Below are 16534 nucleotides of genomic sequence, written 5' to 3' on the forward strand. Positions count from 1 at the left end.
AGTCCTGCTGTACGTTTTATTTCGTCCCAACCTAAAGGTCGGGACTACATGTTCACTTCCATCAGGCTTATTAAAATTTGCCTTTGCTACTATGAGGGGCTTACTTGCACATGCCTATTTATTTAGCCCCGACTGACGTGAAAATACTTTTAAGCAAGGCTTTGTGAGTTGGGGTAAAAGATTGTAACAAAAGGCGGGACTAACCTTAATAGTAGCAATACTATTGCGCTTCAATAAGATAAAAATTGAGTAAAAATAAAGGTTTTCGGCAGGTGAGGACACCAGCCGATAGGTTTAAAATATATCTGTTACGCATAAAAACCTCGCAACTTTGTTGCGAGGTTCATATCGTAATTCGTAAATCAACAATCGTAAATTGAACTAGTCTTCTACGGTTTCGTTGTTAATGCCCACTTCGTCTTTAATTTCTTCCTTAAAATATGTTTTTTGGAAGATAAGAATTGCGATAACACCTATAGAAATCGCAGCATCTGCTAAGTTAAAAACTGGTCTAAAAAACTCGAATGGCTCGTTTGCCCATATCGGGAACCATGAAGGAAAATGACCTTTAATGATTGGAAAGTAAAGCATATCTACCACACGGCCATGAAAAAGGCTTTCGTATTTGTAAATTACACCGTAAAAAACAGAATCTATAATATTACCCAGTGCACCAGCAAAAATTAAAGCTACATTTAAAATCAAACCACGGTGATATTTATGTTTAATTAAATAATGCAGTCCGTAGCCAATACCAGCAACGGCAACTACTCTAAAAAGTGAAAGTGCAAGTTTGCCAAATTCTCCGCCAAACTCTAAGCCAAAAGCCATTCCGTTGTTTTCAGTAAAATGGATGATAAACCAATCGCCTAAAATTTTAAATTCCTGACCTAGGTACATATTGGTTTTGATCCAAGTTTTTGAAACCTGATCTGCAATAAGTACTAAGAAGATAAGAATTAAGGGTTTAGTGTAGCCTTTCATTAACCTTGTTTCAATTTTGCTTCCATGCTTAAAGTTGCATGTGGTACAGCACGTAAGCGTTCTTTTTGGATTAATTTACCCGTTTCTCTACAAATACCGTAAGTTTTATTTTCGATGCGAACCAGTGCAGCTTCTAAATTATCGATAAACTTTTTTTGGCGAGCAGCAAGTTGGTTAATTTGTTCTTTTTCTAAGGTAGCAGATCCATCTTCTAATGTTTTATAGGCGCCAGATGTATCTTCGGTGCCATGAGAATTAGGGCTACTTAATGATGATGTTAATGAAAGAAATTCTTCACGTGAACTTTTAAGTTTTCCTTGGATCAGCTCTTTAAACTCTTGTAATTCGCTATCAGAATAGCGGGTTTTCTCGTTTTTTTCCATTTAATTAAATAGTTTATATTTAGTAGTTGGAGTTGCTATGATTATTGAATATCACTCCCATAATTTATTTCTTCGCAATCAGAATTTGTAGTTCAACATCTTCTATTACAATTTTGTTTCCGTTTTCTATTTTATCAGACAATATAATGTCATCTGCTAAAATTTCTGCGCAAATGTAAGCTTTGTTTTTTGACACTGCCGGAGCTACAACATTATCTTGTTGTAAAGTTACTGTGATACGATCGGTTACTTCAAAGTTTAATTCTTTACGTAAATTTTGTATCCTGTTTATCAATTCGCGAGATAAACCTTCTTGTTTAAGCTCTGGTGTAATGGTAACATCTAAAGCAACTGTTAAATTACCCATGTTGGTTACTTGCCAACCAGGTATATCTTCTGCAATAATTTCTACGTCTGAAAGAAGTATTGAGTAGCTAGTATCAGGTATCGAGATTGAACCATCTCTCTCAAACTGGGTTAATTCTTCTTGTGTAATTTTACCTATTGCTTCGGTTACCAGCTTCATATCTTTACCAACTTTTGCACCTAAGGCTTTAAAGTTTGGTTTAATTTTCTTTTTAATGAAACCAGCTGTATCTTTTATAAAATCTATATCCTTAATATTGGTTTCTGATAAAATCAAGTCTTTAACAAGCTCTACTTTTACTTGAAAATTATCATCGAGCACAGGAATTAATACTTTTGCCAATGGCTGACGAACGTTAATCCCCATTTTTTTACGCAGCGACAAAACCATGGATGAAATGTTTTGTGCCAATTCCATGCGTTGGTTTAAATCAAAGTCTATTAAAGTTTGGTCAACTTCGTTCCAAATGGTTAAGTGTACCGATTTTGCCTGATGAATTTTTGGATTTGCTTCCGTTAAGTTTTTGTATAACCAATCAGCAAAGAATGGCGCTATAGGGCTCATCATTTGCGATACGCTCATTAAACAAGTAAACAAAGTTTCGTAAGCTGCTTTTTTATCGGCTGTCATTTCACCTTTCCAAAAACGGCGACGAGACAAACGGATATACCAGTTACTTAAATGTTCATCAACAAAAGTTTGAATTGCTCTAGCCGCTTTAGTAGGCTCGTAAGCTTCGTAACTTTCGTCAACTTCCTTTATCAATGTTTGCAGTAAAGATAAAATCCAACGGTCTAACTCACTTCTATGTGCTACAGGGGTTTGGTTGTCTAAATCAATTTCAAACTTATCGATATTAGCATATAATGCGAAGAAAGAGTAGGTGTTGTAAAGCGTTCCGAAAAATTTACGGCGAACTTCGTCTAATCCTTCTAAGTTAAATTTCAAGTTATCCCAAGGTGATGCGTTTGAAATCATGTACCAACGCGTAGCATCAGCGCTGTAAGTGTCAATAGTACTAAACGGATCTACAGCATTGCCTAAACGTTTAGACATTTTGTTGCCGTTTTTATCCAATACTAAGCCATTAGACACCACATTTTTATAAGCAACACCTAAATTATTTACATGCTTGTTGATGGCTTTAATTTCATCGCTACTTTCGCTTAACATTACCGCAATAGCATGCAATGTAAAGAACCAACCACGCGTTTGATCAACACCTTCGGCAATAAAATCTGCCGGATAAGCGTTTTCAAATTCTTCTTTATTTTCGAAAGGGAAATGCCATTGTGCATAAGGCATGGCGCCGCTATCAAACCAAACATCAATAAGGTCAAGTTCGCGGGTCATTTTTTCGCCTTTGGCTGATGTTAAAATTACATCATCAACATAAGGGCGATGCATATCTTTTAACTCAAAACCAGCAGGCATAAAGCCAGCTGCAATAGATTTTTGAATTTCTGTATTCAGCTCTGCAATAGAACCTATACATTTTTCTTCCAAACCATCTGCTGTGCGCCAAATTGGTAAAGGCGTGCCCCAATAACGAGAACGGGATAAATTCCAGTCTACTAAATTTTCTAACCAGTTGCCAAAACGACCAGTTCCAGTTGCTTCAGGTTTCCAGTTAATGGTTTTATTCAGCTCCACCATTTTTTCTTTTACGGCAGTAGTTTTAATAAACCAACTATCTAATGGATAATAAAGAACTGGTTTATCGGTACGCCAGCAGTGCGGATAAGTGTGAACGTATTTTTCTACCTTAAAGGCTTTATTTTCTTCTTTTAATTGGATGGCTAATTCTACATCAACAGATCTCTCTGGAGCTTGGCCATCGGTATAATATTCATTTTTAACATATTTGCCGCCATAACCACCACCTAAAGAAGCGATGAATTTTCCTTGCAAATCTACCAAAGGAACGGCGTTACCTTTATCATCCAAAACCAACATTGGTGGAATTTCTGGGGTAGCTAATTTGGCTACTCGAGCATCATCGGCACCAAAAGTAGGAGCGGTGTGTACAATACCAGTTCCATCTTCCGTAGTTACAAAATCACCTGCAATAACTCTAAAAGCATTTTCTGGGTTTTGGTAAGGTAAAGCGTATGGTAATAATTGTTCGTATTTAATACCAACTAAAGATTCGCCTTTACATTCGGCTAAAATTTGGTAAGGAATTTTCCCTGCCTTGCCGGCAGGCAGGTTGTCTTCAGCATTGAAGTTGTTAAAATCTTCATCAGCCTCTGCTAAAAAATATTTACCCGCAAATTGTTTGCCTACTAAAGCCTTTGCCAATATCACATTAATTGGCTCGAAAGTATATTGATTAAAGGTTTTTACTAAAACATAGTCGATTTTTGGTCCAACTGTTAAGGCGGTGTTACTTGGTAAAGTCCAAGGTGTGGTTGTCCAAGCTAAAAAGCAAACCGTGCCGAAAGCTTTTAAAGTAGCTGGCAAAGTTTCATCAATTGCTTTAAACTGCGCAACAATAGTTGTATCGCTTACATCGCGATAAGTACCAGGTTGGTTCAATTCATGAGAACTTAATCCGGTTCCAGCAGCAGGAGAATAAGGTTGTACGGTATAACCTTTGTACAATAATCCTTTTTCGTAGAACGATTTTAAAATCCACCAAAGGGTTTCGATATATTCGTTATGGTAGGTAACATATGGTTTTTCTAAATCAACCCAATAACCCATTTTTTCGGTTAAGTCGTTCCACACATCTGTGTAACGCATTACTTCCTCTTTACAAGCAGCATTATATTCTTCAACCGAAATTTTCTTGCCAATATCGTCTTTAGTGATGCCTAATTTTTTTTCAACGGCAAGTTCTATTGGTAAGCCATGCGTATCCCATCCGCCTTTGCGTTTTACTTGATAGCCTTTTAAGGTTTTATAACGGCAAAAAATATCTTTAATAGCACGTGCCATTACGTGGTGAATACCAGGCATTCCGTTGGCAGAAGGTGGCCCTTCGTAAAAGGTAAAAGGTTTAGCTTTAGAGCGAGTGCTGATACTTTTTTCAAATATCAATTCCTCTTTCCAAAACTTAAGTATTTCTTCTCCTATTTTAGCTAGTTCTAAAGTTTTAAATTCCCTATACATCAATCAAGTATCTTCAAAAATTAAGGATGCAAAGTTAAGGTTTTAGAATGAATTTTGGTAGTTTTGAGGGAAATTGTTTTATGGATAAAAAGCTTAAAATTGGGCTGATTTTTATGGTGGCTGCGGTGGTTTTAATGCCGATTGCCATTTTGCTAAAAAATATTAATGAGATAGCTACAATAGCTGTATTGACATTTACAATGTTCCTTGAACTTATTGGGTTGGTATTTGTTGTGTTAAGTATCATTCAAAGAAGAAAATCTTAAAACTCATTGTCATGATAAAAACTTTAAAATTGCGAAAAGCCATAATTGCACTTGCTCTTGGTATAGTTGCACTAATCATAGCACAAATAATGAGTGAAAAGCATATTACTGGAAGTAGTTATTTGTTGGGATTATCAGGAATGTTGCTGATAATTGGAGCTTTGTTGCTTTTGTATCCTATTTTGTTCGCAAAGAAAGTAGATAGTGATGGCGATACTGTTGAATTGGAACCAATAGCTAAAAAAGATAATAAAAATGAAAATGAACAATAGTCAATTCTCACTAAGATATACTATAGCTTTCGGCTCAAAAAATTAACGATAAAATGATTTTTTTCTTTAAAAGATAATTATTTAATTTATAATTAATTGCTTGATTTATAAACTTTTAAATAAAAAATTTGATTAAGATTTTTACTTACATTTATTCGATTTAAACCCTGTAAATTAATTAAGAAGGGTTTTTGAATAAAATGAAAAAATCTAAAATAATAGCCTCTCCATCTCTTAAAATCAACAACGAAAATTCTTCTTTTGAAGACTTTATGGTGCTTCTGTTTTTGAGTGCTTTTCTGATTATTGATTTTCTTCCATATTTTAAAACCTATGAAATTATTGCGCCGCAATTTTTGTATCTATCAGTTCTAAACATTTTAATAGCAATATATATTTACTCAAATCCACTTTTGCACAATTATGCGCTATTAAAAATTTTTAAGAAAAGTTATGCTCTTAAAATATACTTGCTATTTATAGTGTTATGTGGGGTTTCCATCTTCTCAGCAAAAAATAAGTCGCTTAGTATATTAAGCTTTGCTGAGCTTTTAGTGGTATGTTCTCTTGTAGTTAATTTCGGGATTTTACTACTTAACAGACTTCATTTAATTTATAAAATTATATTTCTAGTAGGAGTTAGTGCATTTTTTCAAGCTGGAATTGCCTTGTATAATTTTGAAAGTATGGTCAGCAGCAAATCTGTATTAGAGGGTTTAAACTCTGAATTTTTAAAAGGCAACACCGGTAATATCAATATTTTATCGGCCAGTATATTGTTTAAAATACCTTTCATTTATTTCGGATTAATGCATTTTAAGAATTGGAAAAAATGGTTTTTGGTGTTTTCGTTATTGTTTGGTACAACTATCATATTCCTTATTAATGCTAGAGCAACCTTACTTTCGTTAATTTTAATCACAATCTGTTTCTTATTTTATCAGTTAATTCAATCTGTTGAAAAGAAAAAAATAGCAATAAAATTGTTGCTTATTATAATGCCAATTTTAATTTCTAATACAGTTGTAACCACTGTTTTCAAGCAAGCTAACTTAACAGGAAGATATTCTTCTACCACTGAAAGACTTAAGCAAATCAATGTTGAGGATGGTTCTGCGAATGCTCGCTTATCTTTTTATAAAAATGCAATTCAACTCATTAAAACAAAACCTGTATTTGGCATAGGTTTGGGTAATTATCGAATAGAATCTATACCCTATGAACCATGGGCTTCATCAACATTATCTTTACATGCACACAATGATTTTTTAGAACTTACCGCAGAGACAGGTTTATTAAACGGGATTTTATATTTTCTTTTTTTTGGATTGATTTTAATATTAAACATAAAAAAGATTTTATCTACAACACAACAGCACGTAAAGAATGTTGCTTTTTTAACCATTTTATTGTTGATTATTTATGGGATAGATTCAACATTTAACTTTCCATTTTACAGGCCTACCATGCAAATTTGCTTTTGTTTAATTTTGGCATTTACCCATGTTAATGGAGTGGTTCTCGATAGCAATCAAATCAATAAAAAGACGATCTTTTTAGGGCTGATCATCATTTCGGCTTTGCCTGTTTATGTAACTTACAATGCTTATAAAACATCAAATTTAGAATACCTAATTCAAACAGATAACATCAATTTCCAAGCATCAGGTGTTTTAAAAGGCGATGATGTAATCAACTCTAAACCGAAATTTCCTAATGTATTTCAGTCATCTGAATCGTATGTAGAGTATGCAGGCATTTATTATTTCAGAGAAAAAAAATATGATCTTGCTTTAAAATATTTAGATAGTGCTAATAAAATCAATCCTCATTTAGGCAGACCAGATTTTTACAAGTATTTAATATTTACAGAAATGGGGGAGCCTGATAGCGCCTATAAACATATAAAAAATGCTTTTTATATTAAACCTATTAACGATAATTTTTTCTTAAATGCAATTAATACGGCAACTAGTATTAAAGATTCTACAGAAATATTAAAAATGTTTGCAATACCATCAAAATCAAATAAAGCTAGGAGATGGGTGATTACTTACGATGCACTAAAGAACATTGGCGTAAATAAAAATTCACTTATAGAGTTTGAGAAGATGGGGATCGATGAATTTCCAAAAGATAGCACTGTTACTAAAAAGATTAATAATTCTAAAATCACAGATTTGATAATTAAAGGACAAGGATATTTTGCAAGGGGTAAACATAGTGATGCATTAAAAACTTATTTTGAAGGTTTAAAAATTGATCCAACAAATGTTTACATAAATCAAAACATTGGCTTTTATTATTTTAATACAAATAAGCCAAATGAGGCTATAGCCTATTTTATAAAGGCCTTAAGCTTACCTGGATTAACAGATGGTAAAACTGAATATTATTTAGGAATATGCGCTATAAACGTTGGACAAAAGGCAAATGCGTGCAAGTATTTTGCCGCCGCGGGAAATTATTCTGATGCTAAAACAAAAGTGAATTTATACTGCAGCTCCAATTAACAGAATTTTTAATTTGTTAAATCAAATTAAAAATTCCGTCAATTGGTTAATGGTCTATTTTTTCAATGTTTTTTGCAACTTCTTCAGCCGGAATTAATTTACGAGATTTCTTACTATCAAGCCACAACATTAAAGCGGGTAACAGAGTTAAATTAAATACCAGAGCCACAAATAAAGTTATTGAAAGCAGTAATCCTAAAACCACTGTCCCGCCAAACGTTGACGCCGTAAAAATCCCAAAACCGAAGAATAAGATAAACGCAATGTGCGTCATGCTTACACCGGTTTCTCTAATGGTATCAGAAACAACTTTTGAAACAGAATAATTAGTTAGCGTTAATTCTTGTTGATACCTGGTTAAAAAGTAAATAGTTTGATCGGAAGCTAATCCGAATGCAATGGTAAAGATCAGAATGGTAGATGGTTTTAAAGCTATATTAAAAAATCCCATCAGCCCTGCTGTAATAATTAATGGCACAATATTGGGCAGTAAAGAGATAAACATAATGCCTAAACTTTTAAATTGCGCAAGGCGAAGTAAGGATATCAAAACAATAGCCAAACCTATACTTTCGAACAAATGCTTCAATAAATAATCTGTTCCTTTAGAGAAAATGATGCTTGATCCAGTTAGCTGTACATCAAATCTTTTTGGCGATAAAATCGAATCGATACGCGGCTTTAATTCTTCCAATAATTGATCTAAGCGTTTTGAACCTACATCGGCCATTTGAAAGCTTACTCGTGCTGTTTGTTTGTCTTTATCAATAAAGTTGGTAAGCATGTTGCCATTACCTTGGCCCGAGTTTGCAGCGTAAGCTAGAATAAAGTTTTTTTCTATATCAGTTGGTAAACGGTAGAAAGTAGAGTCTCCATTGTAGAAAGCTTGAGAAGCATACTTTAAGCCAGTATTTAATGATATTGAACGTGAAAATTCAGGATATTCGGCAATCATTCGTTCCATTTTATCAATCCTTTTTAGTGTTGATAAACTTAAAACGCCATTTTTCCTGTTTGTATTTACACTAATTTCCAATGGTAGGATACCTTCAAAATTCTTTTCGAAGAACTTTAAATCTGTTAAAATTTGAGAATTTTTCGGTAAATCATCAACAACATACCCATTAATGTTTATTTTGTAGATACCTATAAATGAAATTACGGATATTACAAAAGTGATAATATAAATTAGAGTGCTTTTTCGCTGAACAAGTAAGTCTGTTTTTATAAGGACTTTATCTAGAAAATCTGGTGTGTGTACCGCATTTGCCTTTCCTTTTGGTATTGGTAAATAACTAAAAATAATTGGAATTAAGCAAAGGCAAATTAACCAGGTAAACATTACGTTTAGTGCCGCTACGCTTCCAAATTGCATCAATAATTCGCTTCCAGTAAAGTATAAAACTCCAAAACCAATTGCTGCGGTCACGTTTGCTATTAAAGTGGTTACTGCAATTCGCTCAATAGTTACGCTTAGTGCTTTTAATTTATCGCCATGCTTTTTAAGCTCACCATGGTATTTATTTAATAGTAAAATGCTATTGGGAATACCAATGATTACGATGAGCGGCGGAATTAATCCTGTTAAGATGGTAATTTCATAACCGAATAAAACTAGTGTGCCAATACTCCAAATTACACCCATTATTACAACTAATATTGGGAAGAAAACGGCATAAAAACTTCTAAAGAAAATTAACAAAATTAGTGCAGAAACCAAGATTGATAAGCCCAAAAACAATACAAATTCATTGGAAACCAGTTTACTAGTTGCTGTTCTAATATAAGGCAAACCCGATTTATGCACTTCAATTCCTGTGCTTTTTGCAAAGGCATCTGCTTTAGCTTCTATCTCTTTTAATATTGGATTTCTATTTACCGAATTTAATATTTTTGGGTCGAAAGTGATTGCCATTAATGTGGCATTTGTTTCTATATTAAATAATAACCCACTATAAAAAGGCATGCTCTGAATTTTATTCTTAAGCGAATCCATTTCTGTATCAGAGGTAGGCAACGTACTGGGTACTGCTCCAACCGTAAATTTTTGATTTACGGTGTCCTTTTGAAGTTCAAATAACTTGCCGACAGATAATACTCCTTTTATACCTTTTAGTCGCTCAATTTCTTTTGTTAAAGCAGACCACTTATTATAGTTTTCTTTTTTGTAGATCTCTGGACTTTGGATGCCTAGAACCATTACACTTCCATCTTCTCCAAATGTTTTCTTAAACTCATTGTATTTTACAAATACAGAATCTGTAAGAGGTAAAATTTTAGCTCCAGAATAAGATAACTTTAGATTTTTGGCATGATAAGCCATAAAAATCGTGGCAACAACAAAAAATATGATTAGTGCAATTCGGTTCTGTAAAATTGCTTTAGAGAGTTTAACCCACATCTTATTATCGGTATTTTAAATGGTAAAGAAACTATAAAAATGGCTCATCGCAAAATCTATGCCTTTATTTTTATGTTTATTAAACAGTAAAATTAGGTTATTGTTTGTTTTTGAAGGGGTTGCGTCTGTTTAATTATTAAATAGTAATTTTAAACTTTATGAAAAAGATAATAAATAGTTTTACTTATGCTATTAATGGCCTCAAATATGCGTTTAATACACAATTAAATTTTAAGATACATTGTATTGCCGCAAGTGTTGCTATAATTTTAGGTTTAATAGTTGGTTTAAATAAAAATGAGTGGCTGTGGATTATTTTTTCAATTGCACTTGTTTTTATTTTAGAATTAGTAAATACCTCTTTAGAAATACTTGTTAATTTAGTTTCGCCAGAACACCACCCCAAAGCTGGAGCTATTAAAGATGTCGCAGCTGCTGCGGTTTTAATTGGAGCAATAGCTGCATTAATAATTGGATTATTTATTTTTGTTCCGAAGTTGATTTAGAATGCTGCATAAAGTTAGAGGAATTGTTTTAAAGACTACATTATTTAGCGAAAGTAGTGTGGTTGTTCAGGTTTTTACTGATAAGTTTGGTATACAATCCTATCTAATTAATGGCGTAAAAAAGCCTAAAGCCAAAATACCAATGAATGTTTTACAGCCTTTGCATTTGTTGGATATGGTGGTTTATCATAAAATCAATACGCAAATACAGCGGGTTGCTGAGGCTAGGCCATCGCCAGTATTTAAAACTATCCCTTACGATGTAGTTAAAAATACCATTATCCAATTTTTAAATGAGGTTTTATACAAAAGCATTAGGCAGCAACATACAGATGAAAACTTATTCGATTTTATTTATAATGCCATTAGTTGGTTTGATGAAAGTTTAGGCAATAATGTTAATTTTCATTTGGCTTTTTTAATTAAGCTATCGCGATTTTTGGGTTTCGCTCCTCATCAGCAAACAAGAAACGATCAAAAATACTTTGATTTGCAAGAGGGAGATTTTAAAACATTAATGCCAATTCATCAATATTTTATTGATAAATCTGATGCAAATTATTTTTTATTGCTTTTTTCTACCCCTTTTGAAAAAATAATTGAAATAAAATTAGATAATAAATTGCGTAGATTTTTACTAGATAAGATATTGGTTTACTATACTTTACATACGGCTTCATTCGGGCAAATTAAGTCTCATCAAGTACTCGAAGAGATACTTTCTTAAAAAAAATGAAAATATTTTTTGCAAAACTGCAATAACACACTATATTTGCATTCCCAAAACGAAGGAACATTTATTAAGTTTTAAGTTTAAGGAAACAAAAAAAGGGAGCTTAGCTCAGCTGGTTCAGAGCACCTCGTTTACACCGAGGGGGTCGGGGGTTCGAACCCCTCAGCTCCCACAGAAAGCCTCAGAGAAATCTGGGGCTTTTTTTGTGTTCAAAATGTTAAATTAGGGTATGTATTTTCTTTATATCCTATATTCTGAAAGCCGAAATAAATATTATGTGGGCTCAACTAGAGAGGTTGATGGAAGATTGCGGTCACATAATTCAAATCATTCGGGCTTTACTGGTCACACTGGCGATTGGATTGTGGTTTATAAAGAAGATTATGAGAAAAGGGAAGAAGCCTATGCAAGAGAGCGAGCAATTAAGAAGTGGAAAAGCAGGAAATTGATTGAGCAGTTGATTAGGTCAGCTGGTTGATAGCATCCCGACATTTCGTCGGGAGGGTCGGGGGTTCGAACCCCTCAGCTCCCACAGAAAGCCTCAGAGAAATCTGGGGCTTTTTTTGTGCATAAATTTTTTTAAACTTGTAAAGTATTAATTTTATATCAGGAATGGATAGTGCTCGTCAAAGAAGAATAGTTTCTCTAGTTATCATCATTATAATTATAGTGGTAGTTGCAAAGGCATGTAACATTACTTTCGATACCATATTTCAGGGCGGAAGTTCAAGCCCTTCTCCGGGTACTTATTAACTGGTAAATAATAACCTTTCATTAATTTTACACCGAATAACAAATATCTTTTTTTATTTTAAACCCATGGTTAATAAAATGGGACTATTGTTAGTTTTAATATTGATTAATATTCAGGTTAAAGCACAACAACATAAAAATTATCAGCAAAAAATTGACGGGACAAAACTTGCCTTTGATATGCAGGCCATACCTGCAGGGGAGTTTTTAATGGGGAGCAAAAATGGTAATGCCGATGAATTACCAGTTCATAATGTAAAAATTGATGCATTTTGGATGAGTAAAGTTGAGGTAACTTGGGATATTTTTGAGCCATTTTTATACAAGGATTACGAAAAAACCAATAGTACAAACATTTCTGCCCAGGTTGATGCCGTTACTAGGCCAACAAAACCATATTTAGACATGACTTTCGGGATGGGCAAGCAAAATCACCCCGCTCTTGCTATGACACAATATAGCGCTATACAATTTTGCAAATGGCTTTATGCACGTACGGGTGTTTTTTATCGTTTACCAACTGAGGCTGAGTGGGAGTATGCTTGCCGAGCGGGTAGCACAACTGAATTTAGTTTTGGTAATGATGACCAAAAACTTAATGAATACGCTTGGTATAAAACTAATAGCGAAAAGAAAACACAGCAAGTTGGTCTAAAAAAACCAAACGCATGGGGATTGTATGATATGCATGGCAATGTAGCTGAGTGGACTTATGACCAATACACAAAAGAATTTTATGCCAAATCGGTAAATGCCAAAAACCCAGTAGCGATACCAGAACAATTATATCCATTGGTTGTTCGTGGTGGGTCTTATGAAGATGATGCAAAATATCTTCGCTCTGCGGCAAGATCTGCTTCAGATCCAGCTTGGAAACAGATAGACCCTCAAATACCAAAAAGCAATTGGTGGTTTCCAGAAGCTCCATTTGTTGGGATAAGATTAGTAAGGCCAGCTCTTGCACCAACAAATGCGGAAATAGAAGCATATTATAATAAACCTCCAATTAAAGATTTTTAAATCAACCTAACCCTAAAAACCTAAATACAATGACAAACACAAATGATTTGCAGAAACAGCGAAGAGAATTTCTAAAAGCCTCTGCCTTAGTTGCTGGTGGCGTGATGATGAGCAACTATTCTTGGGCAGGAGTAAATTCTTCTGTTGATGATACCATAAAAATCGCATTGATTGGCTGTGGTGATAGAGGAACTGGAGCTGCTTTTCAGGCTCTAAGTACAAAATCTAACCTTAAATTAGTGGCAATGGCCGATGCTTTTCAGGATCGGTTAGATAATAGCTACAAACTTTTAGCAGAAAAATTTAAAGAAAAGGTAGATGTTCCAAAAGAGCGTCAATTTGTAGGTTTTGATGGTTACCAAAAAGCAATTGCTTTAGCAGATGTGGTATTGCTAGTAACGCCTCCTGGTTTTAGGCCTACTCATTTTGAGGAAGCTGTGAAGCAAGGCAAACATGTATTTATGGAAAAACCTGTAGCGGTAGATTCTCCAGGTATTCGCAAAGTTTTAGCAGCTGCAGAAATTGCAAAACAAAAGAAATTAAATGTGGTGGTTGGTTTACAACGCCGATACCAAACAAATTATAGAGAAACGCTAAAAAGAATTCAAGATGGCGCTATTGGTGATATTGTTTCTGGTCAAGTGTATTGGAATAGTGGTGGGGTTTGGGTAAAACCTCGTACAGCTAACCAGACAGAAATGGAACATCAAATGCGCAATTGGTATTATTTTAACTGGTTATGTGGTGATCATATTGTTGAGCAACATGTGCATAATATTGATATTGCGAACTGGGTTAAAAATGCTTATCCCGTTTCGGTACAAGGAACAGGAAGCAGAGCATGGCGCACAGGTAAAGATTATGGAGAGATTTACGATAACCATGCAGTAGAATTAAAATATGCAGATGGTTCAGTAATTTACAGTCAGTGTCGCCACTTTGAGGGCGCCAACAACAGGGTTGATGAAACTTTTCAAGGCACAAAAGGTAAAGTTTATCTTTCTGCAAACAACTCTGGTATTTTGTGGGATCATCAGGGAAAGGAATTATTTAACCATGATAGAAAAGGAAATGCCAACCCTTACCAAACTGAGCATGATGAATTATTTGCAGCTATAACCAAAGGCGAATATAAATTTTGGGATACTGAGAGAGCTGCAAAAAGTTGTTTCACCTCTATAATTGGTCGTTATGCAACATATTCTGGTGAAGTAATTAAATGGGATGATGCCTTAAAAGCAGAAAATAGTTTGTTCCCAGAAAAGTTAGCTTGGGATGCAATGCCGAAATCATTACCCGATGCAAACGGATTATACACCATAGCCATGCCAGGTAAAACTAAAGTGCTTTAATGCTTTCAAGTTTCAAATATTTTTTGGTTATATTTTGTTGTTGCCTGTCATTGTTAGATGAAAATCCGCCGTTGCGAGAATTTAAAATTAGCGGACAAGCACAAGGCACAACTTATGCTGCCAGCTATTTTGCTACAGATAGTTTAGTTACAAAATCGCAAATTGATAGCATTTTGAATGTTATCGATTTGTCTATGTCGTTGTACTATGCAAATTCTACCATCAGCAAATTTAATGCAATGAAAGCTGGAAGAATTAAAACAGATTCTCATATGCTCTTGGTGCTTAAAAAATCTTTCCAAATTAGTAAGGAAACAGAGGGTCTTTTTGATGTCACTATACAGCCTTTAATGCGTTTATGGGGTTTTTATAACAAAGAACGAAACGCTAATTTGCCAGATACCACCAAAATTAATAGTTTATTAAATAACGTAACAGGAATGGAGAAAATTAAACTCCATAAAAGTTGGTTAAGTAAAAATAACAATCCGGTAGAAATTGATTTAAATGGGATAGCTCAAGGTTATTCTGTTGATGTTATTGCAGATTTTATAGAATCTAAAGGTGTAAAAAGCTATGTTTTCGAATTAGGGGGAGAAATTAGAGGGAAAGGTCCAAAACCAGACGGAAGCAACATTAAAATTGGCATTGAAGGTCCTGCAGTAAGTGAATTCGAAAATCCTGATATGAAACACATCATATCTTTTAAACAAGGAGCTATAACCACATCAGGTAGTTACCGAAAGTACATTACTTTTAATGGTAAAAACTACGGGCATATCATTCATCCAAAAACCGGATATCCTATTAATAATGAAATTATAAGTGTTACCGTTTTTGCTAAAAAAGCCATTGATGCTGATGGCTATGATAATGCTTTAATGTTAATGCCTATAAAAAAGGCCATTGAATTTGTTGAAAATAACAAAAATTTAGAAGCCTATATAATTTACAAAAAACCAGATGGAAAAGTAGTAGATACCTTAACATCTGGTTTTAAAAAAATGATCATGAATTAATTACAAGCTCGCCAAGGTGTTTTTCTCTTGGTTAGCGAATGCTTTAGCAACAATTGCTTTTGCTTGACTACTAGTAATATCGCCGGCAATAGTGATGTAAACATCTTCAAGTTTAAAGTTTTTGTGATAGTAAGCCTCCAAATCTTTATAAGTAATAGATTTTAAAATTTCTTTATCAGTTGAGTTACTTAACTCCTCAAAAGCTAATTTGGCAATATCATGGTTAAAAAATGATTTGGCTACAAGATTTAAGGCCGCTTCAAAATTATATACATCGGTAGCCGTATTTGCTTCTTTAGCATTCATTGTAATTTTTGCTGAAGCTAAATTTTCTGTAAAAAGGGCATTAAACTTTTCAGCTCTTATATTCATGTATTTCTCTAGAATATTAGTGTAAATATCTTCGCTTTGTTCAGTATCGTTTTCTATGGTTAAGCGGGCGTATATCTTTCCAGACCCAACATTTTGAGCAACTATAACTGTAATTCCATTTTTTTGTTGAAAGCGTACTGGAGCTTTCATTGTAGTTTGTGCATGTGCAGCGTTAAGAGTAAAAAGAGTAATAATGAATAGAAGGGATAATTTTTGAATAGTTTTCATTAATGATTCGTGTGTGCTTTAATTAATTTCCGAAGAAACATTCTTCGGTTTTTAAGAGAAATTTACAAGGGCGACCAAGAAATCTCTATTTAAGTTTGCTGAAGTTACGAGATTTAAGAATGAACAGATTGAACAAACCTTAAACTTTTTGCTAAAAAAACATTTTTATAGCTTACGCTAGCCTAATAGTGAGGTAAAAATTTATTGCCTATTTTTTAGAGCGGCACCAAATACACCAATACAAATACACT

15 protein-coding genes and 1 tRNA gene are annotated in these 16534 nt (G+C 33.9%); 11 read left to right on the forward strand and 5 right to left on the reverse strand.

What is annotated here, in order from left to right; genetic code table 11:
- Window positions 1–381: 381 nt before the first annotated feature.
- From AC07XU_RS07280 to ileS, 3 genes are all read right to left on the reverse strand, one after another.
- On the reverse strand, window positions 382–984 hold the full coding sequence (locus AC07XU_RS07280; protein WP_494942960.1) for a lipoprotein signal peptidase: 603 nt from the start codon (window positions 982–984) through the stop codon (window positions 382–384).
- On the reverse strand, window positions 984–1367 hold the full coding sequence (locus AC07XU_RS07285) for a TraR/DksA family transcriptional regulator (protein WP_136875515.1): 384 nt from the start codon (window positions 1365–1367) through the stop codon (window positions 984–986). Before AC07XU_RS07285 ends, AC07XU_RS07280 begins: the two co-directional genes overlap by 1 nt.
- Window positions 1368–1431: 64 nt before the next feature.
- Window positions 1432–4848 (reverse strand): isoleucine--tRNA ligase, encoded by a 3417-nt coding sequence (gene ileS / locus AC07XU_RS07290; protein WP_494942961.1) that lies wholly within the window; start codon window positions 4846–4848, stop codon window positions 1432–1434.
- Window positions 4849–4895: 47 nt separating this feature from the next.
- On the opposite strand from ileS, the gene AC07XU_RS07295 reads away from it, so the two are divergent.
- The 3 genes from AC07XU_RS07295 to AC07XU_RS07305 all read left to right on the forward strand — a co-directional run bounded on the left by AC07XU_RS07295 (window position 4896) and on the right by AC07XU_RS07305 (window position 7899).
- A complete protein-coding gene (locus tag AC07XU_RS07295) occupies window positions 4896–5114 on the forward strand; it encodes a hypothetical protein (RefSeq protein WP_494942962.1) in 219 nt (72 codons plus the stop codon).
- Window positions 5115–5125: 11 nt separating this feature from the next.
- A complete protein-coding gene (locus AC07XU_RS07300; protein ID WP_494942963.1) occupies window positions 5126–5386 on the forward strand; it encodes an isoleucyl-tRNA synthetase in 261 nt (86 codons plus the stop codon).
- A 200-nt stretch (window positions 5387–5586) separates the two neighbouring features.
- Complete coding sequence (locus tag AC07XU_RS07305; protein ID WP_494942964.1) at window positions 5587–7899, forward strand: O-antigen ligase family protein; 2313 nt, start codon at window positions 5587–5589, stop codon at window positions 7897–7899.
- A gap of 46 nt (window positions 7900–7945) precedes the next feature.
- On the opposite strand, the gene AC07XU_RS07310 is transcribed toward AC07XU_RS07305, so the two are convergent.
- Window positions 7946–10300, reverse strand: a complete 2355-nt coding sequence (locus AC07XU_RS07310; protein WP_494942965.1) for an efflux RND transporter permease subunit — start codon at window positions 10298–10300, stop codon at window positions 7946–7948.
- A gap of 158 nt (window positions 10301–10458) precedes the next feature.
- On the opposite strand from AC07XU_RS07310, the gene AC07XU_RS07315 reads away from it, so the two are divergent.
- The 8 genes from AC07XU_RS07315 to AC07XU_RS07350 all read left to right on the forward strand — a co-directional run bounded on the left by AC07XU_RS07315 (window position 10459) and on the right by AC07XU_RS07350 (window position 15683).
- Entirely contained in the window at window positions 10459–10806 is a 348-nt protein-coding gene (locus tag AC07XU_RS07315; RefSeq protein WP_494942966.1) for a diacylglycerol kinase family protein, read from the forward strand.
- 1 nt (window position 10807) lies between these two features.
- A complete protein-coding gene (gene recO / locus AC07XU_RS07320) occupies window positions 10808–11533 on the forward strand; it encodes a DNA repair protein RecO (RefSeq protein ID WP_494942967.1) in 726 nt (241 codons plus the stop codon).
- A gap of 103 nt (window positions 11534–11636) precedes the next feature.
- Window positions 11637–11711, forward strand: a tRNA-Val gene (locus tag AC07XU_RS07325).
- Between the two features lie 57 nt (window positions 11712–11768).
- A complete protein-coding gene (locus AC07XU_RS07330) occupies window positions 11769–12017 on the forward strand; it encodes a GIY-YIG nuclease family protein (RefSeq protein ID WP_494942968.1) in 249 nt (82 codons plus the stop codon).
- A gap of 134 nt (window positions 12018–12151) precedes the next feature.
- Window positions 12152–12292: a hypothetical protein gene (locus AC07XU_RS07335; RefSeq protein WP_494942969.1), complete on the forward strand. Its 141-nt coding sequence runs from the start codon at window positions 12152–12154 to the stop codon at window positions 12290–12292.
- 78 nt (window positions 12293–12370) lie between these two features.
- Entirely contained in the window at window positions 12371–13312 is a 942-nt protein-coding gene (locus AC07XU_RS07340; RefSeq protein ID WP_494942970.1) for a formylglycine-generating enzyme family protein, read from the forward strand.
- A gap of 29 nt (window positions 13313–13341) precedes the next feature.
- Window positions 13342–14664, forward strand: coding sequence for a Gfo/Idh/MocA family protein (locus tag AC07XU_RS07345; protein ID WP_494942971.1), 1323 nt, complete (start codon window positions 13342–13344; stop codon window positions 14662–14664).
- A complete protein-coding gene (locus AC07XU_RS07350) occupies window positions 14664–15683 on the forward strand; it encodes an FAD:protein FMN transferase (protein WP_494942972.1) in 1020 nt (339 codons plus the stop codon). Before AC07XU_RS07345 ends, AC07XU_RS07350 begins: the two co-directional genes overlap by 1 nt.
- On the opposite strand, the gene AC07XU_RS07355 is transcribed toward AC07XU_RS07350, so the two are convergent.
- Window positions 15684–16205, reverse strand: a complete 522-nt coding sequence (locus AC07XU_RS07355) for an insulinase family protein (RefSeq protein ID WP_494942973.1) — start codon at window positions 16203–16205, stop codon at window positions 15684–15686.
- Window positions 16206–16534 lie beyond the last annotated feature (329 nt).

The sequence above is a fragment of the Pedobacter sp. GW456-11-11-14-TSB4 genome (assembly GCF_059424425.1).